The 17,080-nt window shown below is 55.7% G+C and carries 18 protein-coding genes and 1 tRNA gene; 8 read left to right on the top strand and 11 right to left on the bottom strand.

Features of this window, described 5'->3' with window-relative positions:
• Positions 1 to 12: 12 nt before the first annotated feature.
• Positions 13 to 987, bottom strand: a complete 975-nt coding sequence (locus GOW48_RS01090; RefSeq protein WP_170750689.1) for a Gfo/Idh/MocA family protein — start codon at positions 985 to 987, stop codon at positions 13 to 15.
• 140 nt (positions 988 to 1,127) lie between these two features.
• On the opposite strand from GOW48_RS01090, the gene GOW48_RS22705 reads away from it, so the two are divergent.
• On the top strand, positions 1,128 to 1,598 hold the full coding sequence (locus GOW48_RS22705) for a hypothetical protein (protein WP_331251772.1): 471 nt from the start codon (positions 1,128 to 1,130) through the stop codon (positions 1,596 to 1,598).
• Between the two features lie 3 nt (positions 1,599 to 1,601).
• Positions 1,602 to 2,309 carry a dipeptidase gene (locus GOW48_RS22700; protein ID WP_331251780.1) on the top strand — a complete coding sequence of 236 codons (708 nt, stop codon included), beginning with the start codon at positions 1,602 to 1,604 and terminating at the stop codon, positions 2,307 to 2,309.
• A gap of 44 nt (positions 2,310 to 2,353) precedes the next feature.
• On the opposite strand, the gene rpoH is transcribed toward GOW48_RS22700, so the two are convergent.
• Entirely contained in the window at positions 2,354 to 3,250 is an 897-nt protein-coding gene (rpoH, locus tag GOW48_RS01080) for an RNA polymerase sigma factor RpoH (protein ID WP_170750687.1), read from the bottom strand.
• A 146-nt stretch (positions 3,251 to 3,396) separates the two neighbouring features.
• Positions 3,397 to 4,431, bottom strand: coding sequence for an RluA family pseudouridine synthase (locus tag GOW48_RS01075; RefSeq protein WP_170750685.1), 1,035 nt, complete (start codon positions 4,429 to 4,431; stop codon positions 3,397 to 3,399).
• Here GOW48_RS01075 and GOW48_RS01070 point away from each other — a divergent pair.
• On the top strand, positions 4,430 to 4,732 hold the full coding sequence (locus GOW48_RS01070) for a DUF6476 family protein (RefSeq protein ID WP_170352830.1): 303 nt from the start codon (positions 4,430 to 4,432) through the stop codon (positions 4,730 to 4,732). The genes GOW48_RS01075 and GOW48_RS01070 overlap by 2 nt on opposite strands.
• A 7-nt stretch (positions 4,733 to 4,739) precedes the next feature.
• Here GOW48_RS01070 and GOW48_RS01065 read toward each other — a convergent pair whose 3' ends face one another.
• From GOW48_RS01065 to GOW48_RS01040, 6 genes are all read right to left on the bottom strand, one after another.
• Positions 4,740 to 5,723, bottom strand: a complete 984-nt coding sequence (locus GOW48_RS01065; RefSeq protein ID WP_170750683.1) for a hypothetical protein — start codon at positions 5,721 to 5,723, stop codon at positions 4,740 to 4,742.
• Positions 5,724 to 5,754: 31 nt separating this feature from the next.
• Complete coding sequence (locus tag GOW48_RS01060; protein WP_234899393.1) at positions 5,755 to 6,753, bottom strand: glycosyltransferase family 2 protein; 999 nt, start codon at positions 6,751 to 6,753, stop codon at positions 5,755 to 5,757.
• A gap of 104 nt (positions 6,754 to 6,857) precedes the next feature.
• Positions 6,858 to 8,864 (bottom strand): tetratricopeptide repeat protein, encoded by a 2,007-nt coding sequence (locus GOW48_RS01055; RefSeq protein ID WP_170750681.1) that lies wholly within the window; start codon positions 8,862 to 8,864, stop codon positions 6,858 to 6,860.
• Positions 8,861 to 9,802: a hypothetical protein gene (locus GOW48_RS01050; RefSeq protein ID WP_170750679.1), complete on the bottom strand. Its 942-nt coding sequence runs from the start codon at positions 9,800 to 9,802 to the stop codon at positions 8,861 to 8,863. Before GOW48_RS01050 ends, GOW48_RS01055 begins: the two co-directional genes overlap by 4 nt.
• 5 nt (positions 9,803 to 9,807) lie before the next feature.
• Entirely contained in the window at positions 9,808 to 10,791 is a 984-nt protein-coding gene (locus GOW48_RS01045) for a glycosyltransferase family 2 protein (RefSeq protein ID WP_170750677.1), read from the bottom strand.
• Positions 10,792 to 10,942: 151 nt separating this feature from the next.
• Positions 10,943 to 11,029, bottom strand: a tRNA-Leu gene (locus GOW48_RS01040).
• 146 nt (positions 11,030 to 11,175) lie between these two features.
• Here GOW48_RS01040 and GOW48_RS01035 point away from each other — a divergent pair.
• A complete protein-coding gene (locus tag GOW48_RS01035; protein WP_170750675.1) occupies positions 11,176 to 11,835 on the top strand; it encodes a DsbA family oxidoreductase in 660 nt (219 codons plus the stop codon).
• A gap of 39 nt (positions 11,836 to 11,874) precedes the next feature.
• Positions 11,875 to 12,537: a lipoyl(octanoyl) transferase LipB gene (gene lipB / locus GOW48_RS01030; RefSeq protein ID WP_170750673.1), complete on the top strand. Its 663-nt coding sequence runs from the start codon at positions 11,875 to 11,877 to the stop codon at positions 12,535 to 12,537.
• A gap of 338 nt (positions 12,538 to 12,875) precedes the next feature.
• On the opposite strand, the gene GOW48_RS01025 is transcribed toward lipB, so the two are convergent.
• Positions 12,876 to 13,298 carry an HIT family protein gene (locus GOW48_RS01025; protein ID WP_170750671.1) on the bottom strand — a complete coding sequence of 141 codons (423 nt, stop codon included), beginning with the start codon at positions 13,296 to 13,298 and terminating at the stop codon, positions 12,876 to 12,878.
• 288 nt (positions 13,299 to 13,586) lie between these two features.
• Between GOW48_RS01025 and ctaD the strand changes: the two genes are divergently transcribed.
• From ctaD to GOW48_RS01010, 3 genes are all read left to right on the top strand, one after another.
• Complete coding sequence (gene ctaD, locus GOW48_RS01020) at positions 13,587 to 15,245, top strand: cytochrome c oxidase subunit I (RefSeq protein WP_170352822.1); 1,659 nt, start codon at positions 13,587 to 13,589, stop codon at positions 15,243 to 15,245.
• 141 nt (positions 15,246 to 15,386) lie between these two features.
• Positions 15,387 to 15,986 (top strand): 2-hydroxychromene-2-carboxylate isomerase, encoded by a 600-nt coding sequence (locus tag GOW48_RS01015; RefSeq protein ID WP_170750669.1) that lies wholly within the window; start codon positions 15,387 to 15,389, stop codon positions 15,984 to 15,986.
• A 44-nt stretch (positions 15,987 to 16,030) separates the two neighbouring features.
• Positions 16,031 to 16,522 (top strand): DUF2244 domain-containing protein, encoded by a 492-nt coding sequence (locus GOW48_RS01010; RefSeq protein ID WP_170750668.1) that lies wholly within the window; start codon positions 16,031 to 16,033, stop codon positions 16,520 to 16,522.
• 24 nt (positions 16,523 to 16,546) lie between these two features.
• On the opposite strand, the gene GOW48_RS01005 is transcribed toward GOW48_RS01010, so the two are convergent.
• Positions 16,547 to 17,032, bottom strand: a complete 486-nt coding sequence (locus GOW48_RS01005) for a GatB/YqeY domain-containing protein (RefSeq protein WP_170352819.1) — start codon at positions 17,030 to 17,032, stop codon at positions 16,547 to 16,549.
• Positions 17,033 to 17,080 lie beyond the last annotated feature (48 nt).

Genomic DNA, 17,080 nt, shown 5'->3' with positions numbered 1-17,080 from the left:
ATGTGTGGCAAGTCAGAGCGGCACTGCACCTTCGAACACGCGGTCAATCACCTCTTGCGTCCCTCGTGAAAACTCAAGTGAGCAAGGATAATCCGCCCCTTCACGCGCTGAACGACAGAATGCCTCGACCTGCAGTTTATAGTGATCGTCGCCGGGGAACCGTGTGACCTGAACCTCAAGCCCCGGACGATGCAGTTCGACGCGTGCTTCGCCAAAGACCCGCGCGTTGAACGGTGCCGTCAAGCGAATAACGCCGCCCTCGCCGTGAAAGACCATCTCTTGATGGGGATGCATACGGATCGAAACGTAACTGGAATATGTAAAATCAGGGAACTGAGCACGAATTTCGGTGAAGGCATCAATACCGTTCTCCCACCGGATTGCAGATTGCACCGACGCCGGTTCCTGCCCGGTAGCGAACCGTGCGCTGCCAATCACATAGACACCAATGTCGCGCAGCCCTCCGCCACCGGTTTCCGCACGATTGCGGATGTTTTCGGTTTCTGCACGATTGTCAAAACTGAACGCCCCCGTCACATGCACGAGCTTACCAATCGCGCCATCTGCGATCAGCTTGCGCGCGAACTGCCACTGTGGATGATGCACGATCATATAAGCCTCGGCCGCCAGCAACCCGGTTTCATCCCGTTTAGCAATCAAGGCGTCAAACTCATGTGCCTGCATGGTCATCGGTTTTTCGCACAACACATGTTTGCCAGCGTCCAGCGCCTTCAAAGACCAATCTACATGCATGTGGTTCGGCAATGGAATATAAACCGCCTCGATCTGCGGATCAGCCAGCATCGCATCATAACTGTCGTAAACGGTCAGGTCCGGGCAAAACGCCTGAAAAGGTTCGGCCTTTTCCGGGCTGGACGTCGCCAATCCGGCAAACCGCGCCCCGTCCGCTGCATGAATGGCCGGTGCCATGAACCGACGCGCGAAATTCGCGGCGCCCAGTACACCCCATTGAACAGGTTTTTGCATTGATCCCTCCCACATTCTCGCAACATCGTTATCGCTAACGGTAAATTCTCTGCTGTTCTAGCAACGTCTGGACGCGAAGTCAGGCTTTTATCTGCTTCAAACGAACGTAAGCTGACATCGCATACTGAAAGGAACCGGGAATGCGCAGATTTCTTAAATGGGTCGGCGGGCTGACAGGAGCAGCAATGGCCGCTGGCTTGTTGATTTTCTTTGTTTTTTTGCCGCCCTACATCGAAGGCAAACGCAACAACGTTATCGACCACGCGCCGTACCCGGTGACAGATGCAGCCGCCGCGTTACACGAAACTTTGATCGTAGGCGACCTGCACGCTGACCCCCTGCTATGGAGTCGCGACCTGACCGAACGCGGGACGCGCGGACAAGTGGACATCCCCCGACTGATCGAAGGAAACGTTGCCCTGCAGGTCTTCACCGCGGTCACGAAATCCCCTGCTGGTCAGAACTATGAGGCCAACTCGGCCGATGCGTTCGACAATATCACCCTCCTGGCGATCGGGCAGCTTTGGCCGCTTCGAACCTGGGACAGCCTGATGCAGCGCGCAGTCTATCAAGCTGAAAAGCTGCATCAGTTCGAGGCGGCCTCGGATTGAAAGCTGAAAGTTGTCAAATCCCGTAGTGATCTAGAGGACGTGCTGGCCGCTCGTGCGAGCGGCCAAGCCGTTGTTGGGGGTATCCTCGGCATCGAAGGGGCCCACGCGCTTGAGGGGGATTTGACAAATCTGGATACCCTGTTTGACGCCGGACATCGGGTGTTTGGCCTTCAGCACTTCTTTGACAATGAATTGGGCGCATCTTTGCACGGAAAGGCGAATACCGGACTGACGGAATTCGGTCGCGACGTTGTTGCCCAATTGGCCGAAATGCCCGTCGTCATCGACCTCGCGCATTCCAGCCCTCTGGTCGCACGGGATGTGATCGCGATGACGGACGTTCCACTGATCGTCAGCCATGGCGGGCTACACGGCTTCTGCGCCGTCAAACGGAACTTTCCCGATGATCTGATGCAAGAGATCGCGGCCACCGGAGGCGTAATAGGCATGGGATACTGGGCCGACGTAACCTGCGGAGAAATCACCCCTGCAGGCGTGGCCAAGATGATCAAGGCGGCAGTCGATACTGTTGGGGAAGATCACGTCTCACTTGGGTCGGATTACGACGGGTCGGTCGAGACCGCGTTCGACACATCTGAACTTGCGGCGCTGACCTCGGGCCTGTTGAGCGAAGGTCTGACCGAGGCGCAAATCCGCAAGGTTATGGGCGAGAACATGGTTCGCGTGTTTCGCCAGCAGTTGACCCAATAAAAAAGCCCGCCGAGACAGGCGGGCTTTTAATCACACCGGCCTGATTACATCTGGCCCAGCATTCCCTTCTCACGCGCGAGATCGCGCATTTTCTTTTGCAGCTTTTCGAACGCTCGTACTTCGATCTGACGAATGCGTTCGCGGCTGACGTTATACTGCGTGCTCAGTTCTTCCAGCGTCACAGGCTGATCCATCAGGCGGCGCTGGGTCAGAATGTCCTTCTCGCGGTCGTTCAGAACCTCCAGCGCGGCCGCGAGCAGTTCACGCCGAGCGTCCAGCTCGTCGCGCGCCTCATAGTCGCCTGCCTGATCAGCGTCTTCATCCTCAAGCCAGTCCTGCCACTGCATGGTGCCTTCGCCTTCGGAACCGACGGTCGCGTTAAGCGAGGCATCGCCACCGGACATCCGGCGGTTCATGCTGATGACTTCTTCTTCGGTCACACCAAGATCATTGGCGATCTGAGCGACATTCTCGGGGCGCAAGTCACCCTCTTCCAACGCGCCGATACGCGCCTTGGCCTTGCGCAGGTTGAAAAACAGCTTTTTCTGCGCCGAGGTCGTGCCCAGTTTCACCAGCGACCAAGACCGCAAGATGTATTCCTGAATCGAGGCGCGAATCCACCACATCGCATAGGTCGCCAGACGGAACCCTTTTTCCGGGTCGAACCGTTTGACGGCCTGCATCAGGCCGACATTGGCCTCGGAAATCACCTCGGCCTGCGGCAGACCATAGCCGCGATAGCCCATGGCGATCTTGGCCGCCAGACGCAGGTGCGACGTGACCATTTTATGAGCCGATTCAGTATCTTGCTCTTCAACCCAGCGCTTGGCGAGCATGTACTCTTCTTCTGGCTCAAGCAGGGGAAACTTGCGAATTTCCTGCATATAGCGGTTCAGTCCGCCTTCCGGCGTCGGCGCGGGGAGATTTGCGTAATTTGCCATAATTCATGTCCCTCCGACAAATGTTTAAGTTGTTAACATAGGATATGGGAGGTCATCCCCATCCGTTCAAGAGGTACCGTTAACAGTTTGGGATTAACGATTGATAAAGGAAAGATAAGAACGTGTTACTCACAAGTGTTTGCGCATTATGACAATGGCTTGCGCAGCTGTTCAATCAGATTTTCCATATCGGCGGGCAGATCCGCTTCAAACCGCAGGTTTTCGCCCGAAACCGGGTGTTCGAAACCCAAAACAGCGGCGTGCAGCGCTTGACGTGGGAATGCACGAACAAGCTCTGCGGTTTCCATGCTGAACGCCTTAGCGGCCAGTTTTCGCTTACCGCCATAGACCGGATCGCCAACCAGACCGTGGCCCGCATGGGCCATGTGCACGCGAATCTGGTGCGTACGACCCGTTTCCAACCAGCACTCAATCAACGCCAAACCCGCCGGAGTGCCAAAAGTTTCAACCAGCCGCGCCCGCGTCACCGCATGGCGGCCTCCGTGGAACAGCACGGCCTGTTTCTGACGGTCGGTTTTGTGTCGCGCCAGTTGCGTGGTCAGACGCATGACATTGCCGGGCTCGAAACTCACGCCCTTTACGCCACGCAAGCGCGGGTCGTTTGCGTCGGGTACACCGTAACACACCGCACGATAATAACGCTCGACGCTGTGGGCTTCGAACTGGGTCGCCAACCCATGATGTGCAGCATCCGATTTAGCAACAACCAGCAAGCCACTGGTTTCCTTATCTATCCGGTGTACGATCCCCGGGCGCTTTACCCCGCCGACACCGGACAAGTCATCGCCACAATGATGCAGCAGCGCATTGACCAAAGTTCCGCTGGGCGATCCCGGGGCCGGATGCACCACCATGCCTGCGGGCTTGTTCACAACAATCAAATCGGCGTCTTCGTAAACGACATCCAGCGGGATATCCTCGGGGCCGATATGGCTGTCTTCGGCTTCGGCTACTGTGATCACCACAACCGCCTCGGCGGACACCTTGGCCTTGGGGTCGCGCACCTCGGACCCGTTGATCAGGACAGCGCCCTCTTCGATCAATTTGCCCAAACGGGTGCGAGACAGGTTTTCCTCGGGTGGAACATCACGCGAAAGCGCTTTATCAAGACGAGGCGGCGGATCGTCCGCGATGTGAAATTCAATCTGGCGAGTGCCCATGACTGTCCCTTCCGAACCTCAAGAACCGCTGGAAACGCCGCAGATTCGACTGCTGCGGCGGATGGTCATGCTGCTGACCGCGGTGATGATTGGCGGCGTTCTAGTGACATTCGCACTGATTGTCATCCGGCTAACGGACAGAACCCCCACCCTTCCTGACGAGATCGCCTTGCCCGATGGTGCCAAGGCCCAAGCTTTGACAATCGGCAGCAACTGGTACGCCGTCGTTACAAATGACAACCGCATTCTGATTTTTGACAAGACGACCGGACGCCAGCGTCAGGAAATCAAGCTGGATTAGGTCGCGATCAGCTCTCCAGCGCCATTCGAAAGACGATCTCGGACGCTTTGCTGAACGCCTGATATTCCTGCGGAGTGTCCCGGCGGAACTCAAGCTCACTCTCGTTAAGCTGTTTCGGTGCGAACACCTGCGACGCATCGGGAAAGAACTCCTGCTGAAACGCAACATCCTGCTTTGACATAAGGGTATCCAACCAGTCCCGTTCGTCCGGCTCCAAAACGTCGTGGCGGCGCACCATGACTGGGTCTTCGGATATCAATCGTCTGAGCTGGCGACTTTTCTTGCGCCCCAGCGCCCGCGTGACAACCCCAAAGGCTTCGCTTGCGGCGCGCGATTGCGACGGATTGGATGGTGCCCCTGTAACATATCCTTCTGGCAATGGCGTTCCGATCCGCGACAGAAAATCGTCCACGACATGGCCATTGGTCATCTGTTCGCGCTCATAAACCGAGGGAACAATCGTCACGCCCGGAAACGCCTTTCGGATTTGCTCGACCCGTGACGTGAAGCTAAAGGCTGCAGGGTCCGCTTCAATTCGGGACAATTGGGAACGGATGTAATCAGTACCGACAATGGCTAAGCGTCCGTTCTTGGCGCGTTGTTTGTAATCGGCTTCGAAAAAATCCGAGTACCGGCGGCAGTAAAATGCAATTCGCAGGTCGCGCGCCGGAATTTCAGCAAATACCTGCGCCAGTTTGTCGAAATCGCAGGAATAAAACATCTCAGATGACACGACACAGGTTTGCCCTGAATGCGCATCAAATTCCGAGGTCATCCCTGCCCGGAATGGATCCATTGGCTGATCGCTTTGGTTCATGTGGAACGCGATGATGTTATGGCTGACCGCAAGTCGAGGATTTCCGTCCAGCCTGCGTCGGCCGGTTTCCATGTAACGCAAGCCGATCTGATCAAGGACGGGCTGGTTGCCGCGCAAGAACCCCTGCAGCGCTGTTGTTCCGGTTTTGGGCATACCCAAATGCAGCCACAGCATCATATGTCTCCGACGTCAGGATACAACTGCATCATGAGGCCGTATTCTCGGCCGAAACAGACGTCATTTGCTGCATCAACTCTTGCATTTCAGGCTGCTCGCGTAGCTGCGCGATCTGCTGCCTGTGGAGATCACAAGACATGTGGTGCAATCGCGCGATTTCCGGGTCAGCCAGCATCTCGTAATACAGCGCGCGCTTACGCTCCAGAACAGCGTCAATGGATGTGCAGGTCGTCGCGTTCTGGTTCATCATGTTCCAATATTCCAGACCCAGACTCTCGCCCAAGTGGTGCGCCCGTCCGCGCATCTTTTTGACCAGATAACTTTCACAGGATTTAAGGGCATAATGGTTAAGTTGAACATATTCATACCCAACAGACGCGCGTGTCGACCGCCAGCTTTTGTCATAGTAATGCTCGGGCATTTTCTGGCCAGAACCGTTGTACCAGTGACACTCTTCCATCGTTTCGACGGTCGCGCGTTTCGGCCGGTGGACGCCCAGCGCGTCCCATAGCCCGCGCTGGAACATCGTCTTGAAGCCCCATGCCTGTGGCGGGCGAATAATCCTTTCGGGCGCGGCTTTGCGGAACTGGTCGGACAGAAACCGATCCTCATATCGGACGATTCCCGCATTTCCGAACAACCGCCACGTCATCGAAATCGTTTTGGCATCCGGAATAGCCTGTGTCAGCGCACGCAGAGTGTTGTCGCCCGTCTTGACGTTGATATGCTCATCCGCGTCGATCACGATCACCCAGTCCTGCGGGCGCACAATCTCCATCTTAAGAAACGCGTTATAAGCGCGCTTTTGCGGGCTTGTCCGGCGACGAGAGTTGTTGTCGACATGGGTCACCACACCCATCTCATCAAGCCTCTGTAACAAAGCATCTGTACCGTCGGTGCAATCATTGGTCATCACGACGATCTGATCAACGCCAATCGCCCGATTATGCGCCACCCATTCCAGCACGAAGGGCCCCTCGTTTTTCATTGGGGTGATGCTGATAAACCGTGATTCTTCGTCGCTCATTCCTGGGTGCCCCAATCGCCCTGTCGATACCTTGTTTTGGCTGAACATATCATTTTTGATCTTTCAAACTTCCTACGTTCAATTCCGAGTGTAACCAAGCAAAATCAAGATGCTCCTCCTCCTGCGCGCTGCAGTTGGTTGGAAAAGCGTTGATATGTCGGACACAAGTCTTTCGCAGCCCGCAAATAAAGCCGGGCCGCTTTCCTTTCGCCCCTTTGCAGAAGAATGCGCCCGGCTTCGCCCTGAATAGCTGCCGTGTTCTTGTCCTTGTCTGCGGCTTGAATAATCTGCTTGTGCCCCTGTTCTGTTGCACCAATCCGTTGAAGGCAGCGCCCCATCGCAAAGACAAGAAATGGGTTACCTGGATCACAAGCTAATGCATCTGCCATCGCAAGACGAGCGTTGGTCGCGTCTCCTTCGGCTTCAAAGAGCCCGGCCAGTCGTTTGTGATACAAAGGGTTCTCGGGCGCTTCGGCAACAACGCGACGCATCAAGTCGATCGCTTTGGTTGCGGTGATTTCCCCTGTATGCACGCTCAGCACGGTTTGAAAGCTCTGCACTCGGACATCTGTGTTCGGAAAATCCGTCATGCGGGCAAGACCATCCACAAGGCGCTGCAACCGCGGTGTGCTGCTGAACAATCTGCGGGCTTTCTGGTCCAGCGACAAATCCCACCAGTCCATAAGCAGGAAATCGAAGTTACATGGCAGCCGTACGAGGACTTTTCGTTGTGCAACGTGAGCGTTGAAGTTGAACCATGGCCTGCGAATAACCTTCTGCAACTCCCAATCGGTCGGAGGGAACAGCCGAAGTGAAATGTGATCCCGATACACCATCCTCGACCCAAACACCAAAACGTCGGGCCGGATCGGCTTTGCCCAAAATCCCTGGCTGAACGCTTGCGCCGCCTGCCAGCGCTTGCGTTTTTCGCCCAACGCAGCAGCCTTAAGAGCGCACAGAACGGCATGGTCTTCGGGCCACACATTTGGATCCTGCAAGACAGCGTCCACAAGTCCTAAAGCGGCATCCCATTGTCCTTGGTAGAACAGGTTCAGGGCCTGCAAAAGCGGTAGGAATGCGTTATCGGCGCCTGCGTGTAACAGCTTATCACCCAAGCTGGACGCCTCTTCGGTACGATCTTCGGCATTCAGGCGATTAAAGTGGAATAACACTTTGGAATAGATATGCGCCGCCTCGGACGGGTTCAAAAACTTATCCAAGGGGCCGTTCAATCGGGTGATCGCAGCCTCATAGGCTTCGGACATCTCGTCCTCGGTCAGAACGTCGCGAAACACTTTGCGCTGTCGCCCTGAAATGCGCGCGGCCGCCATTGAGAAGGCGCTGATTACGGGTGCGACCACCTGATCTGCGCGCGACATCGTGTAAAGCTCTAGAAAGTCGCGCTGTGCCCGTGTCATGCCCGAGACGTCCGCGATATCCGACATTTGCAACAGGTTCGGAAACCGCCTTTGAAACCGCGTGATCAGTTCTGGCTGGTCTGAGAACATGATCGCCGCACGACCAGCCGCTTTTTCAAGATGCGCCTCGTAGAACTCCTCGGGTTCGATCTTGGCAGGCCAGGTCGTGTGCTTCCACGGTAGGCCATTCAGGATATCACCACGCCGGATATGATAGGCTGAAACCCCCTGCCCCGATAACCGCTCATCTGCGCGGTTCATAATCAAACGGAGTTCATCCGTGAAGCCAATCCGGTGAATGAAGTCACGATAGCGAGGGCGGATCGCTTCGATATCCTCCCACGGGAAGGCGAGCACCTCAAACCCTTCTTCCACAAGCACCGAGCGGCCTGCGTCGAGATGCGCGATCAACTTGTCCGGGGTTGCATCGCCTTGAAATGCCCAGATCGGTTTGGCGTCTTTGCTCAGCGCGTCAAAGTCGTCGGCGTTTGCAAAATGAACATCCATCCATTGTTGCGTGAACAGCTCGTGCGGGTGGTCCAACTCTGGCGCGTCCGCCCCCTGCGGGAACCAGTTGACACGGTAGTCGGTACCATAATCCTCGGCCAGGCGGATACAGGTCAGAATCATAAGTAAGCGCGCACCCATACGGTCGCGGCGCTGACCGATGAAGACACCACGCGCAGCGCTCATGATGCGTCGTCTGCCGCAGCCATTGCAGCCCGGCGCAACCTGCGAAACCGCTGACGCGCTTGCCGAACCAACATGTCATGACGGTCGCCTGCCATACCCTCGATGCCCCGCATAAACATCGGAAGCCTGCGACGCGCGCGCATCATCTTGTAAAAAGCCGCGGGCTCTAACGATCCATCCATCGCCCCCAGCATAACAGGTTTCAGGATGTCCAGCTTGCGCAACATCGGTGCGGCAAAATGGTTTGAAAACCAGGTTTTTAATAGAAAAACATTGTCGCCCTGCAGCCGTTCGACCTGCCGACGGTCAAGATCAAAGAACGGATCATAGAAAACGTAGGCCCGACCTGCACTTACTACCGTTTGCGCAGCATCCCCCAGTGGCAAATCCCAATCCTGAACCTGACCAAACCGGTATCGGGTTTCCCAAGGCACAAGACGTTCATCCAACGTGGTCTGAGGATTGAAGGCAATAACCGTCGCACCGGGCACCAGTGCGGAAAAGGTCAGCGCCCCGAACCCGCCCATTGACGCCCCGGCAAATACAACTTTGTCGAACCTGTCAAAGAACCCCTCGGCCGCCTTACCCTGAAAATATGAGATGATTTCAGGATCGCGGTACCACGCCTTAGAGCGCGCAAAGACACCCATATGCGACCACCCTTCATCCCGGAAGAACTTCCAACCCCAGGGTTCGCGCGCAAAAGACAGGTCGTTGGCGTTAGCGATATTGTCAAAGCTGATCACCAGTTGTGACGCCGAGCGTTGGTGAAACAGGATCGAATGACGGTCGAGTTTCTGCAAGAACCCCGTTCCGTCGCCACCCGGGTAAAGCTCGACAAACCACGGTGGCGGCGGATCTGTAAGGATCCGCTCATACCCCGTCTTACGCTCGGGATGCTCGGGTTGAAGCTGTTCTTTTGAAAGGTCGTCCGCCATGGCTATCAGATCAGGTTCTCAGCCAGCCAGCCGCGAAACTCGACCCAGTCGGGGCGCAGCTTGATTTCCGCGATCTTGGCCCGATGCCAGTCGCAGGCCTGTTGGTGCAGCCTGTTCAATTCAGGATCCGCTTTCAGTTGCTCAAGAACCGGAGCAGCCTTGCGAGCGGCAGGCAGGATCGATTGGTCGACCTCTTTGTTGGCATTCATGTCCGTCCAATAGGATTGCCCTTGGTCCACGCGGATATGGTTGGTTCTTCCCCGATCACGCTTGATCAGGAACCCGTCCAAAGACCGAACCGAATAATGGTGCAAACGCCCAAGCGAATGGTCAAACCCCCGCCAGGCCCGCCACCCCACCTTATCTGCTGGAAACAGTTTGCCGCCAGCATCCGACCACGCAATGTCGGCCGCGGCTTCGTCTTCGAACCCTTTTGGGCGGTGCGGCCCGAAACGCGTGAATTTTCCATTGTTTCGAAACAGGGTTTTCAGGCCATACGCCCGACCCGAATGGTACGGATAAGGCTGATCTGCCATCGAGAACGCCTCGGTCACCGGTTTATCTTCGAAACTGATATTGCCTGAACTGCCGAATAGCTTCCAGGCAAACGAAATAGCATCGACAGGCTGACCAGCCCGGTCCTCAACTTCGGCGATCAAAGCCCCGAATCCATTGTCACCGCATCTGATGTTCCAGAACTCGTCCACGTCGAGGCATAACAGCCAATCAGCCTCTTTGACTTTGGGTTGCCGCCGTGCACGTCGCAACATCTGATGCTGAGGGTTCCCACCTTCTTTCACCTCGTTGGGAACGTGTGTGGCAATGCCCAGATCCTCAAGCCTGCGTGCGATGTCGTCCGTGCCATCTTCACAGGCGTTGGTGAAGATCACAAAGTGTTCCACCCCAAGGGATTTATGGAAGGCCACCCACTCTAACATATAGGGGCCTTCGTTTTTCATAGTCGTGAAGACGGTAATGGCCTGAGACATCTGCACCTTTCCCGAATGGTCTTGCCTCCGACTCATACACATCCCTAACCGCACGGGCGAGACAGGAAATAGAGGTTTGCACAGTCCGGTCCGAACTGGTGCATCTCTACACAAGATTTCCTTAAGAAACGACTGACATCTGAGTGGGAGATGGTGCGGTCGAGAAGACTCGAACTTCCACGGGTGTTACCCCACAGCGACCTCAACGCTGCGCGTCTACCAATTCCGCCACGACCGCACTGTATGTGACTTGGTAGAGGGGCATATAGACGGTGCGGAACGGGATGTGAAGACTCAAAAACACGCCGGATTGAATTCCTTTTTTCAGCTCATATCTGTACCGGTGAATTCTTTGCTTACCGCCCTGAACAGGAGCCCTCCGACATGACCACACCAGACCCACGCCCCGTCATTCAGGTGGATATCGTATCAGACGTGGTCTGCCCCTGGTGCATCGTGGGATTTCGGCAATTGGACATCGCGTTGCAACAGGAAAACGTTCTGGCACGCCTCCGGTGGCACCCGTTCGAGTTAAACCCGAATATGCCTCCCGAGGGCCAAAACCTGCGGGAGCACATAACCGAGAAATACGGCTCGACGGCGGAACAAAGCCAACAGGCCCGCGAGCGCTTGGTTCAAATCGGCGGCGAACTTGGCTTTACCTTTAACTTCAACGACGACAGCCGGATCGTTAACACATTCGCAGCCCACCAACTCTTGGATTGGGCTGAGTCACACGGCAAACAACACCCGCTGAAACTGACACTGTTCAAAACGTATTTCACGGATGGCCTGGATGTATCAGACACCGAGGTACTGCTGAATGCGGTGCAAGCTGCAGGGTTGGATCGTGACGCAGCACAGGCAGCGCTTGAATCGGGTGCGCATGTAGGGCCGGTACGCGAAAAGCAGCAGTTTTGGACCAGCCGTGGAATCTCGGGCGTGCCATCCATGGTCTTTGGGGGCAAATACTTGCTAACAGGCGCTCAGGGCTCCGAGACCTATTCCCAAGTAGTACAGCGGTGCCTGACCGAGGCCGCCTGACCTCTTTTCAACGCTTCGTCTGCGGGGTATGAGGCCCTCATGGAATGGAAGATCACAGACGGCTTGACCGACTATGACGAGGCTTTGTCCTTTATGGAAAAGCGCGTTGCTGCTATCGCAGCCGGCGACGCGGATGAGTGTATCTGGCTTCTGGAACACCCGCCGCTTTACACGGCTGGCACCTCGGCCAAAGCAAGTGATCTGACCGATCCCGACCGGTTCCCTGTTTACGAGGCAAAGCGGGGCGGCGAATATACCTATCATGGCCCTGGCCAACGGGTTGCTTATGTGATGCTTGACCTGAACAAGCGCGGCAAGGACGTGCGGCGCTTTGTAAAGCAGCTTGAGGAATGGGTTATCGCGTCCTTGGCCGAGTTTAATGTCACCGGTGAAATCCGCGACGGGCGTGTTGGTGTCTGGGTGCGTCGGGATGACAAACCGCTGACCCCGACTGGTCAACCTGCCGAAGATAAGGTTGCCGCCATTGGGTTGCGCCTGCGCAAATGGGTTAGCTTTCACGGTATTTCGATTAACGTCGAACCCGACCTCGAACACTTCTCAGGCATCGTTCCCTGCGGCATCAGTGAACACGGCGTCACCTCGCTGGTCGATCTAGGGCTGCCCGTTACAACAGCTGACGTGGACATTGCGCTGCAAAAAACCTTTGCTCGCGTGTTCGAGCCGATCGCGCCAATCCCATAGAGACCCGAATCGCGCAACACTCGGGAAGATCACAAACAATTCGTTTCGTGACAGCGTCACTGTTTCCAAAAGAGGTTTGATCTTTAGGGCGTAGCCCGATGTAAAAGCTAAAATTTACCCAAAAACCACTCAAATGAATACACGAGACCGTTTCAAGAGTAAGATGTATTCACCGTTCTAGAGTGAGTGGTGTGTTAACCGGTCAGCACCGGAAACCCCCAGTGCATCGGAAAAGTTCTTGTTAACGAGTCTGCCGTTCCGACCCCAAATCGGAACGGCAATTCTATTCCAGAAACGGTTTTGTTCTACGGTCAGACGCTTGCAGTTGCTCGGTCGATTTATTGACCCAATGCGGCTTTGATCTTTTCGGCATGCTGCGCGATCAGATCGAAATCCCCCATTTTTCCCGGCGCACGCAACGGCACGGCTTCGTGACGTGGCAGAACGTGGAAATGCAGGTGAAAGACTTCCTGCCCTCCGGCGGCTTCGTTGAACTGCTGTACGGTGACGCCATCAGCCTCAAATGCGTTCATCACAGCTTTCGATAGCTTTTGAACTGTTGCGATGACTGCCGCCAGCTGCTGAGGCGTTGCGTCAAGAAGATTGCGGCACGGAGTTTTTGGGATCACCAGCAAATGCCCGTCAGACCGAGGCATGATATCCATGAACGCCAAACTGTCGTCATCCTCGTACACACGTGTCGAAGGGATTTCCCCACGCAAGATCTTGGCGAAGATGTTGTCGGTATCGTAAGCGGTCATGTTTGTTCTCCAAGCGCGATATCGACACCAGTTCTGCTGTGCGCCCCAGCGCGGGTCAAGCGACGAATTGAAACCCAAGGCCGAGCCCTTGAAAATCCTGACGTGATACCCAGCTAACAGCTGATTTTGGTCGAAAATAAGCGAGTGGCCCCGCGACCCGCGACAATTATTCTTGATCCAGATCAAACTCGACCATTGAAGGCGCCCCATTCGCAATCTAAAACCAGCAGGAATCCCGCGCGTCGGAGACTTTCGGCTGCGCGGTAGAATTGTAACAGGAGGCACCTAATGGCAGACGCAGCCATTCATGGTCATGATCATGAAGACGAGCGCAGCTTTTTCCAGCGCTGGTTCATGTCGACCAACCACAAGGATATCGGGATTCTTTACCTGATCTTCTCGGCTTTGGCCGGTTTGATTTCGGTTTTGATGACTGTCTATATGCGGCTCGAGCTGATGCACCCCGGTGTGCAGTATATGTGCCTCGAAGGGTTCATGGCTGATCCGTGTACCCCGAATGGTCACCTGTGGAACGTGATGATCACCTACCATGGTGTTTTGATGATGTTCTTCGTAGTCATCCCGGCCCTGTTCGGCGGATTTGGCAACTATTTCATGCCGTTGCAGATCGGCGCGCCTGATATGGCGTTCCCGCGGATGAACAACCTGTCCTTCTGGCTGTACGTCGCTGGTACGTCGCTGGGTGTGGCTTCGCTGCTCAGCCCCGGTGGTAACGATCAGCTCGGTTCGGGTGTTGGCTGGGTTCTCTACCCGCCGCTGTCCACGACCGAGGGCGGCATGTCCATGGACCTTGCGATCTTTGCCGTACACGTATCGGGCGCCTCCTCGATCCTCGGCGCGATCAACATGATCACCACCTTCTTGAACATGCGTGCCCCGGGCATGACACTGTTCAAGGTGCCGCTGTTCAGCTGGTCGATCTTCGTCACCTCGTGGCTGATTCTGTTGTCCCTGCCGGTTCTGGCAGGCGCGATCACCATGCTGCTGATGGACCGCAACTTTGGCTTCACTTTCTTTGATCCGGCCGGTGGCGGCGATCCGATCCTGTATCAGCACATTCTGTGGTTCTTCGGCCACCCGGAAGTGTATATCGTGATCCTGCCCGGTTTCGGCATCATCAGCCACGTGATTGCGACCTTCGCGCGCAAACCGATCTTCGGCTATCTGCCGATGGTCTGGGCGATTATCGCGATCGGTGTTCTGGGCTTTGTCGTGTGGGCGCACCACATGTACACCGTCGGCATGTCGCTGCGTCAGCAGGCCTACTTCATGTTGGCCACGATGGTCATCGCGGTTCCGACAGGCGTTAAGGTTTTCTCGTGGATTGCAACCATGTGGGGCGGTTCCATCGAGTTCAAGACACCGATGCTGTTCGCGTTTGGCTTCCTGTTCCTGTTCACCGTCGGCGGTGTGACCGGTGTGGTTCTGTCGCAGGCCGGTATCGACCGCGCCTATCACGACACCTACTACGTGGTTGCTCACTTCCACTACGTGATGTCGCTGGGGGCCGTGTTCGCGATCTTTGCAGGCGTGTACTTCTACTTCAGCAAGATGACCGGTCGTCAGTATTCCGAGTTTTGGGGCAAGATCCACTTCTGGATGTTCTTCATCGGCGCTAACCTGACGTTCTTCCCGCAGCACTTCCTGGGTCGTCAGGGCATGCCGCGTCGCTATATCGACTATCCCGAGGCATTCGCCCAGTGGAACTTTGTATCGTCGATTGGTGCGTTCATCTCGTTCGCCTCGTTCCTGCTGTTCTTCGGCATCGTGTTCTACGCCCTGTTCCGTGGCGCTAAGGAAACGCGGAACAACCCGTGGAACGAATATGCGGATACGCTGGAATGGACCCTGCCCACCCCTCCGCCCGAACACACGTTCGAACAGCTGCCGAAGCAGGAAGACTGGGACAAGGGCCACGCCCACTGATCCCATAAGATCTAAAGAAAGCCCCGCCAAATTGGCGGGGCTTTTCATTTTGCATTCCCTTGTTTTCAGAATATTCGCCAGAACCTGCAGGACAGGCTATTCTAGGGGCAACTCCTTATCCAACAGGTCCGGAGGAATCCAATGTCCAAGATTGATTTCTGGTTTTCGATTGGCAGTACATATAGCTTTCTAACCATCATGCGGATGGATGACTGGTGCGTTGAAAACAACACAACAGTCAATTGGCGTCCATTCAATGTACGCGCCATTATGTCCGAACAGAAGAACATCCCGTTCGCCGGGAAACCTGCAAAATCCGCCTATATGTGGCGCGATATCGAGCGTCGTGCAGCCAAGTACCGTTTGCATGCCAACCTGCCCGCGCCCTATCCCGTGTCCGATCTGGCGCTGGCCAATCAGGTTGCGTTGCTGGGAATGCGAGATGGTTGGGGTAAGTCCTTTGCACAGAACATCTACCGTATCTGGTTCGAGGACGGAATCGAAGCTGGCAGCGAAGCCGCATTGACCGAAGCCCTGCACAGATGCCAGCAGGATCCTCGCATCGTTCTGGCCCGTGCGCGCAGTCCGGACATCGTGTCCGCGCTAGAAGTTGAAACGGATCAGGCCCTTCGGCTCGGCATTTTCGGTGCCCCAAGCCTCGTCGTCCGCGGTGAGGTTTTCTGGGGTGATGATCGCTTGGACGACGCTTTGTCATGGGCCCGCGTCGGGCACGTGACCTGAGCATTTTCCGTCGACACCAAAAGCTGCCGCGCTATTTTCGATCTATGCCTTACCAGTGGAATCAAACCTCAAATACCGATCAAGAGCTGCGACTTTGGCCGCATAACTCTCTGCCGCCTCGCTGGGCGATCCGAGTTGTGTTTTCGCTTTTTATATTCGGACTGCTTCCGCTAATGGCTGTGCTTGGCTCAGCGGTGCTGTGGGGCTTGTTGCCGTTCCTATTGGTGACGGTTTTGGGGCTTTGGCTGGCCATTCAGGCGAACTACAGATCTCGCAGTGTTTTCGAAATATTCACTCTGACGGGAACTCAGGCGCGTCTTGTGCACCACAACCCCCGCACCGGCCAGCAGGAATGGGTTTGCAACCGTTATTGGGCCCGGCCAGAGATGCACAAACACGGCGGCCCGGTTCCGAACTACGTAACCCTGACAGGCGACGGTAGAGAAGTGGAAATTGGCGCGTTTCTCTCAGAAGAAGAGCGCATAGCGTTGTACGGTGATCTGACGCAAAAACTGCGCGAACCTGTCGCGCAGTAATTGTTGCTCTATGCCAGAAAAAGATCAGCAGCCGTTGCTTGATGCCGCACAAAGATGGTCTTTGACCATCGGTCCGACCTTTCCGAAATCCATCTGGCCGGTGTAACGCGTCTTGAGCTCGCCCATCACCTTACCCATGTCCCGGATCGAGCCAGCACCTGTGGTCGTAATGGCCGTCTGAATCGCCTGAGAGACCTCATCATCATCCAACTGCTTGGGCAGGAATTCTTCGATGACTTCAACCTCACGCAGTTCACGTTCAGCCAGGTCCAGCCGTCCACCCTCTTCATAGGCACGGGCGCTTTCCTTGCGCTGCTTGGTCATTTTCCCAAGAATTTCAAGAACCTCGGCATCACCGCAGCCCTTGACCTCTTCGTTGTCCGAGGCCCGCGATGCAATATCGCGGTCCTTGATTGCAGCATTGATCAACCGCAGCGTCGACAGACGCTCGGCCTCCTTGTCTTTCATTGCTTGCTTCAGGGCAGAGTTCACCCGTGATCGCATATCCATATGATCTGTCCATCCCCATGGAAAAGGAACCCCGACCATATCGAAACA

The sequence above is a fragment of the Ruegeria lacuscaerulensis genome (genome assembly GCF_013033355.1).
Classification (GTDB): Bacteria; Pseudomonadota; Alphaproteobacteria; order Rhodobacterales; family Rhodobacteraceae; genus Ruegeria; species Ruegeria lacuscaerulensis_A.
The sequence above is the reverse complement of the archived record's forward strand: the minus strand, read 5'-3'. Positions and strand labels throughout refer to the sequence as shown.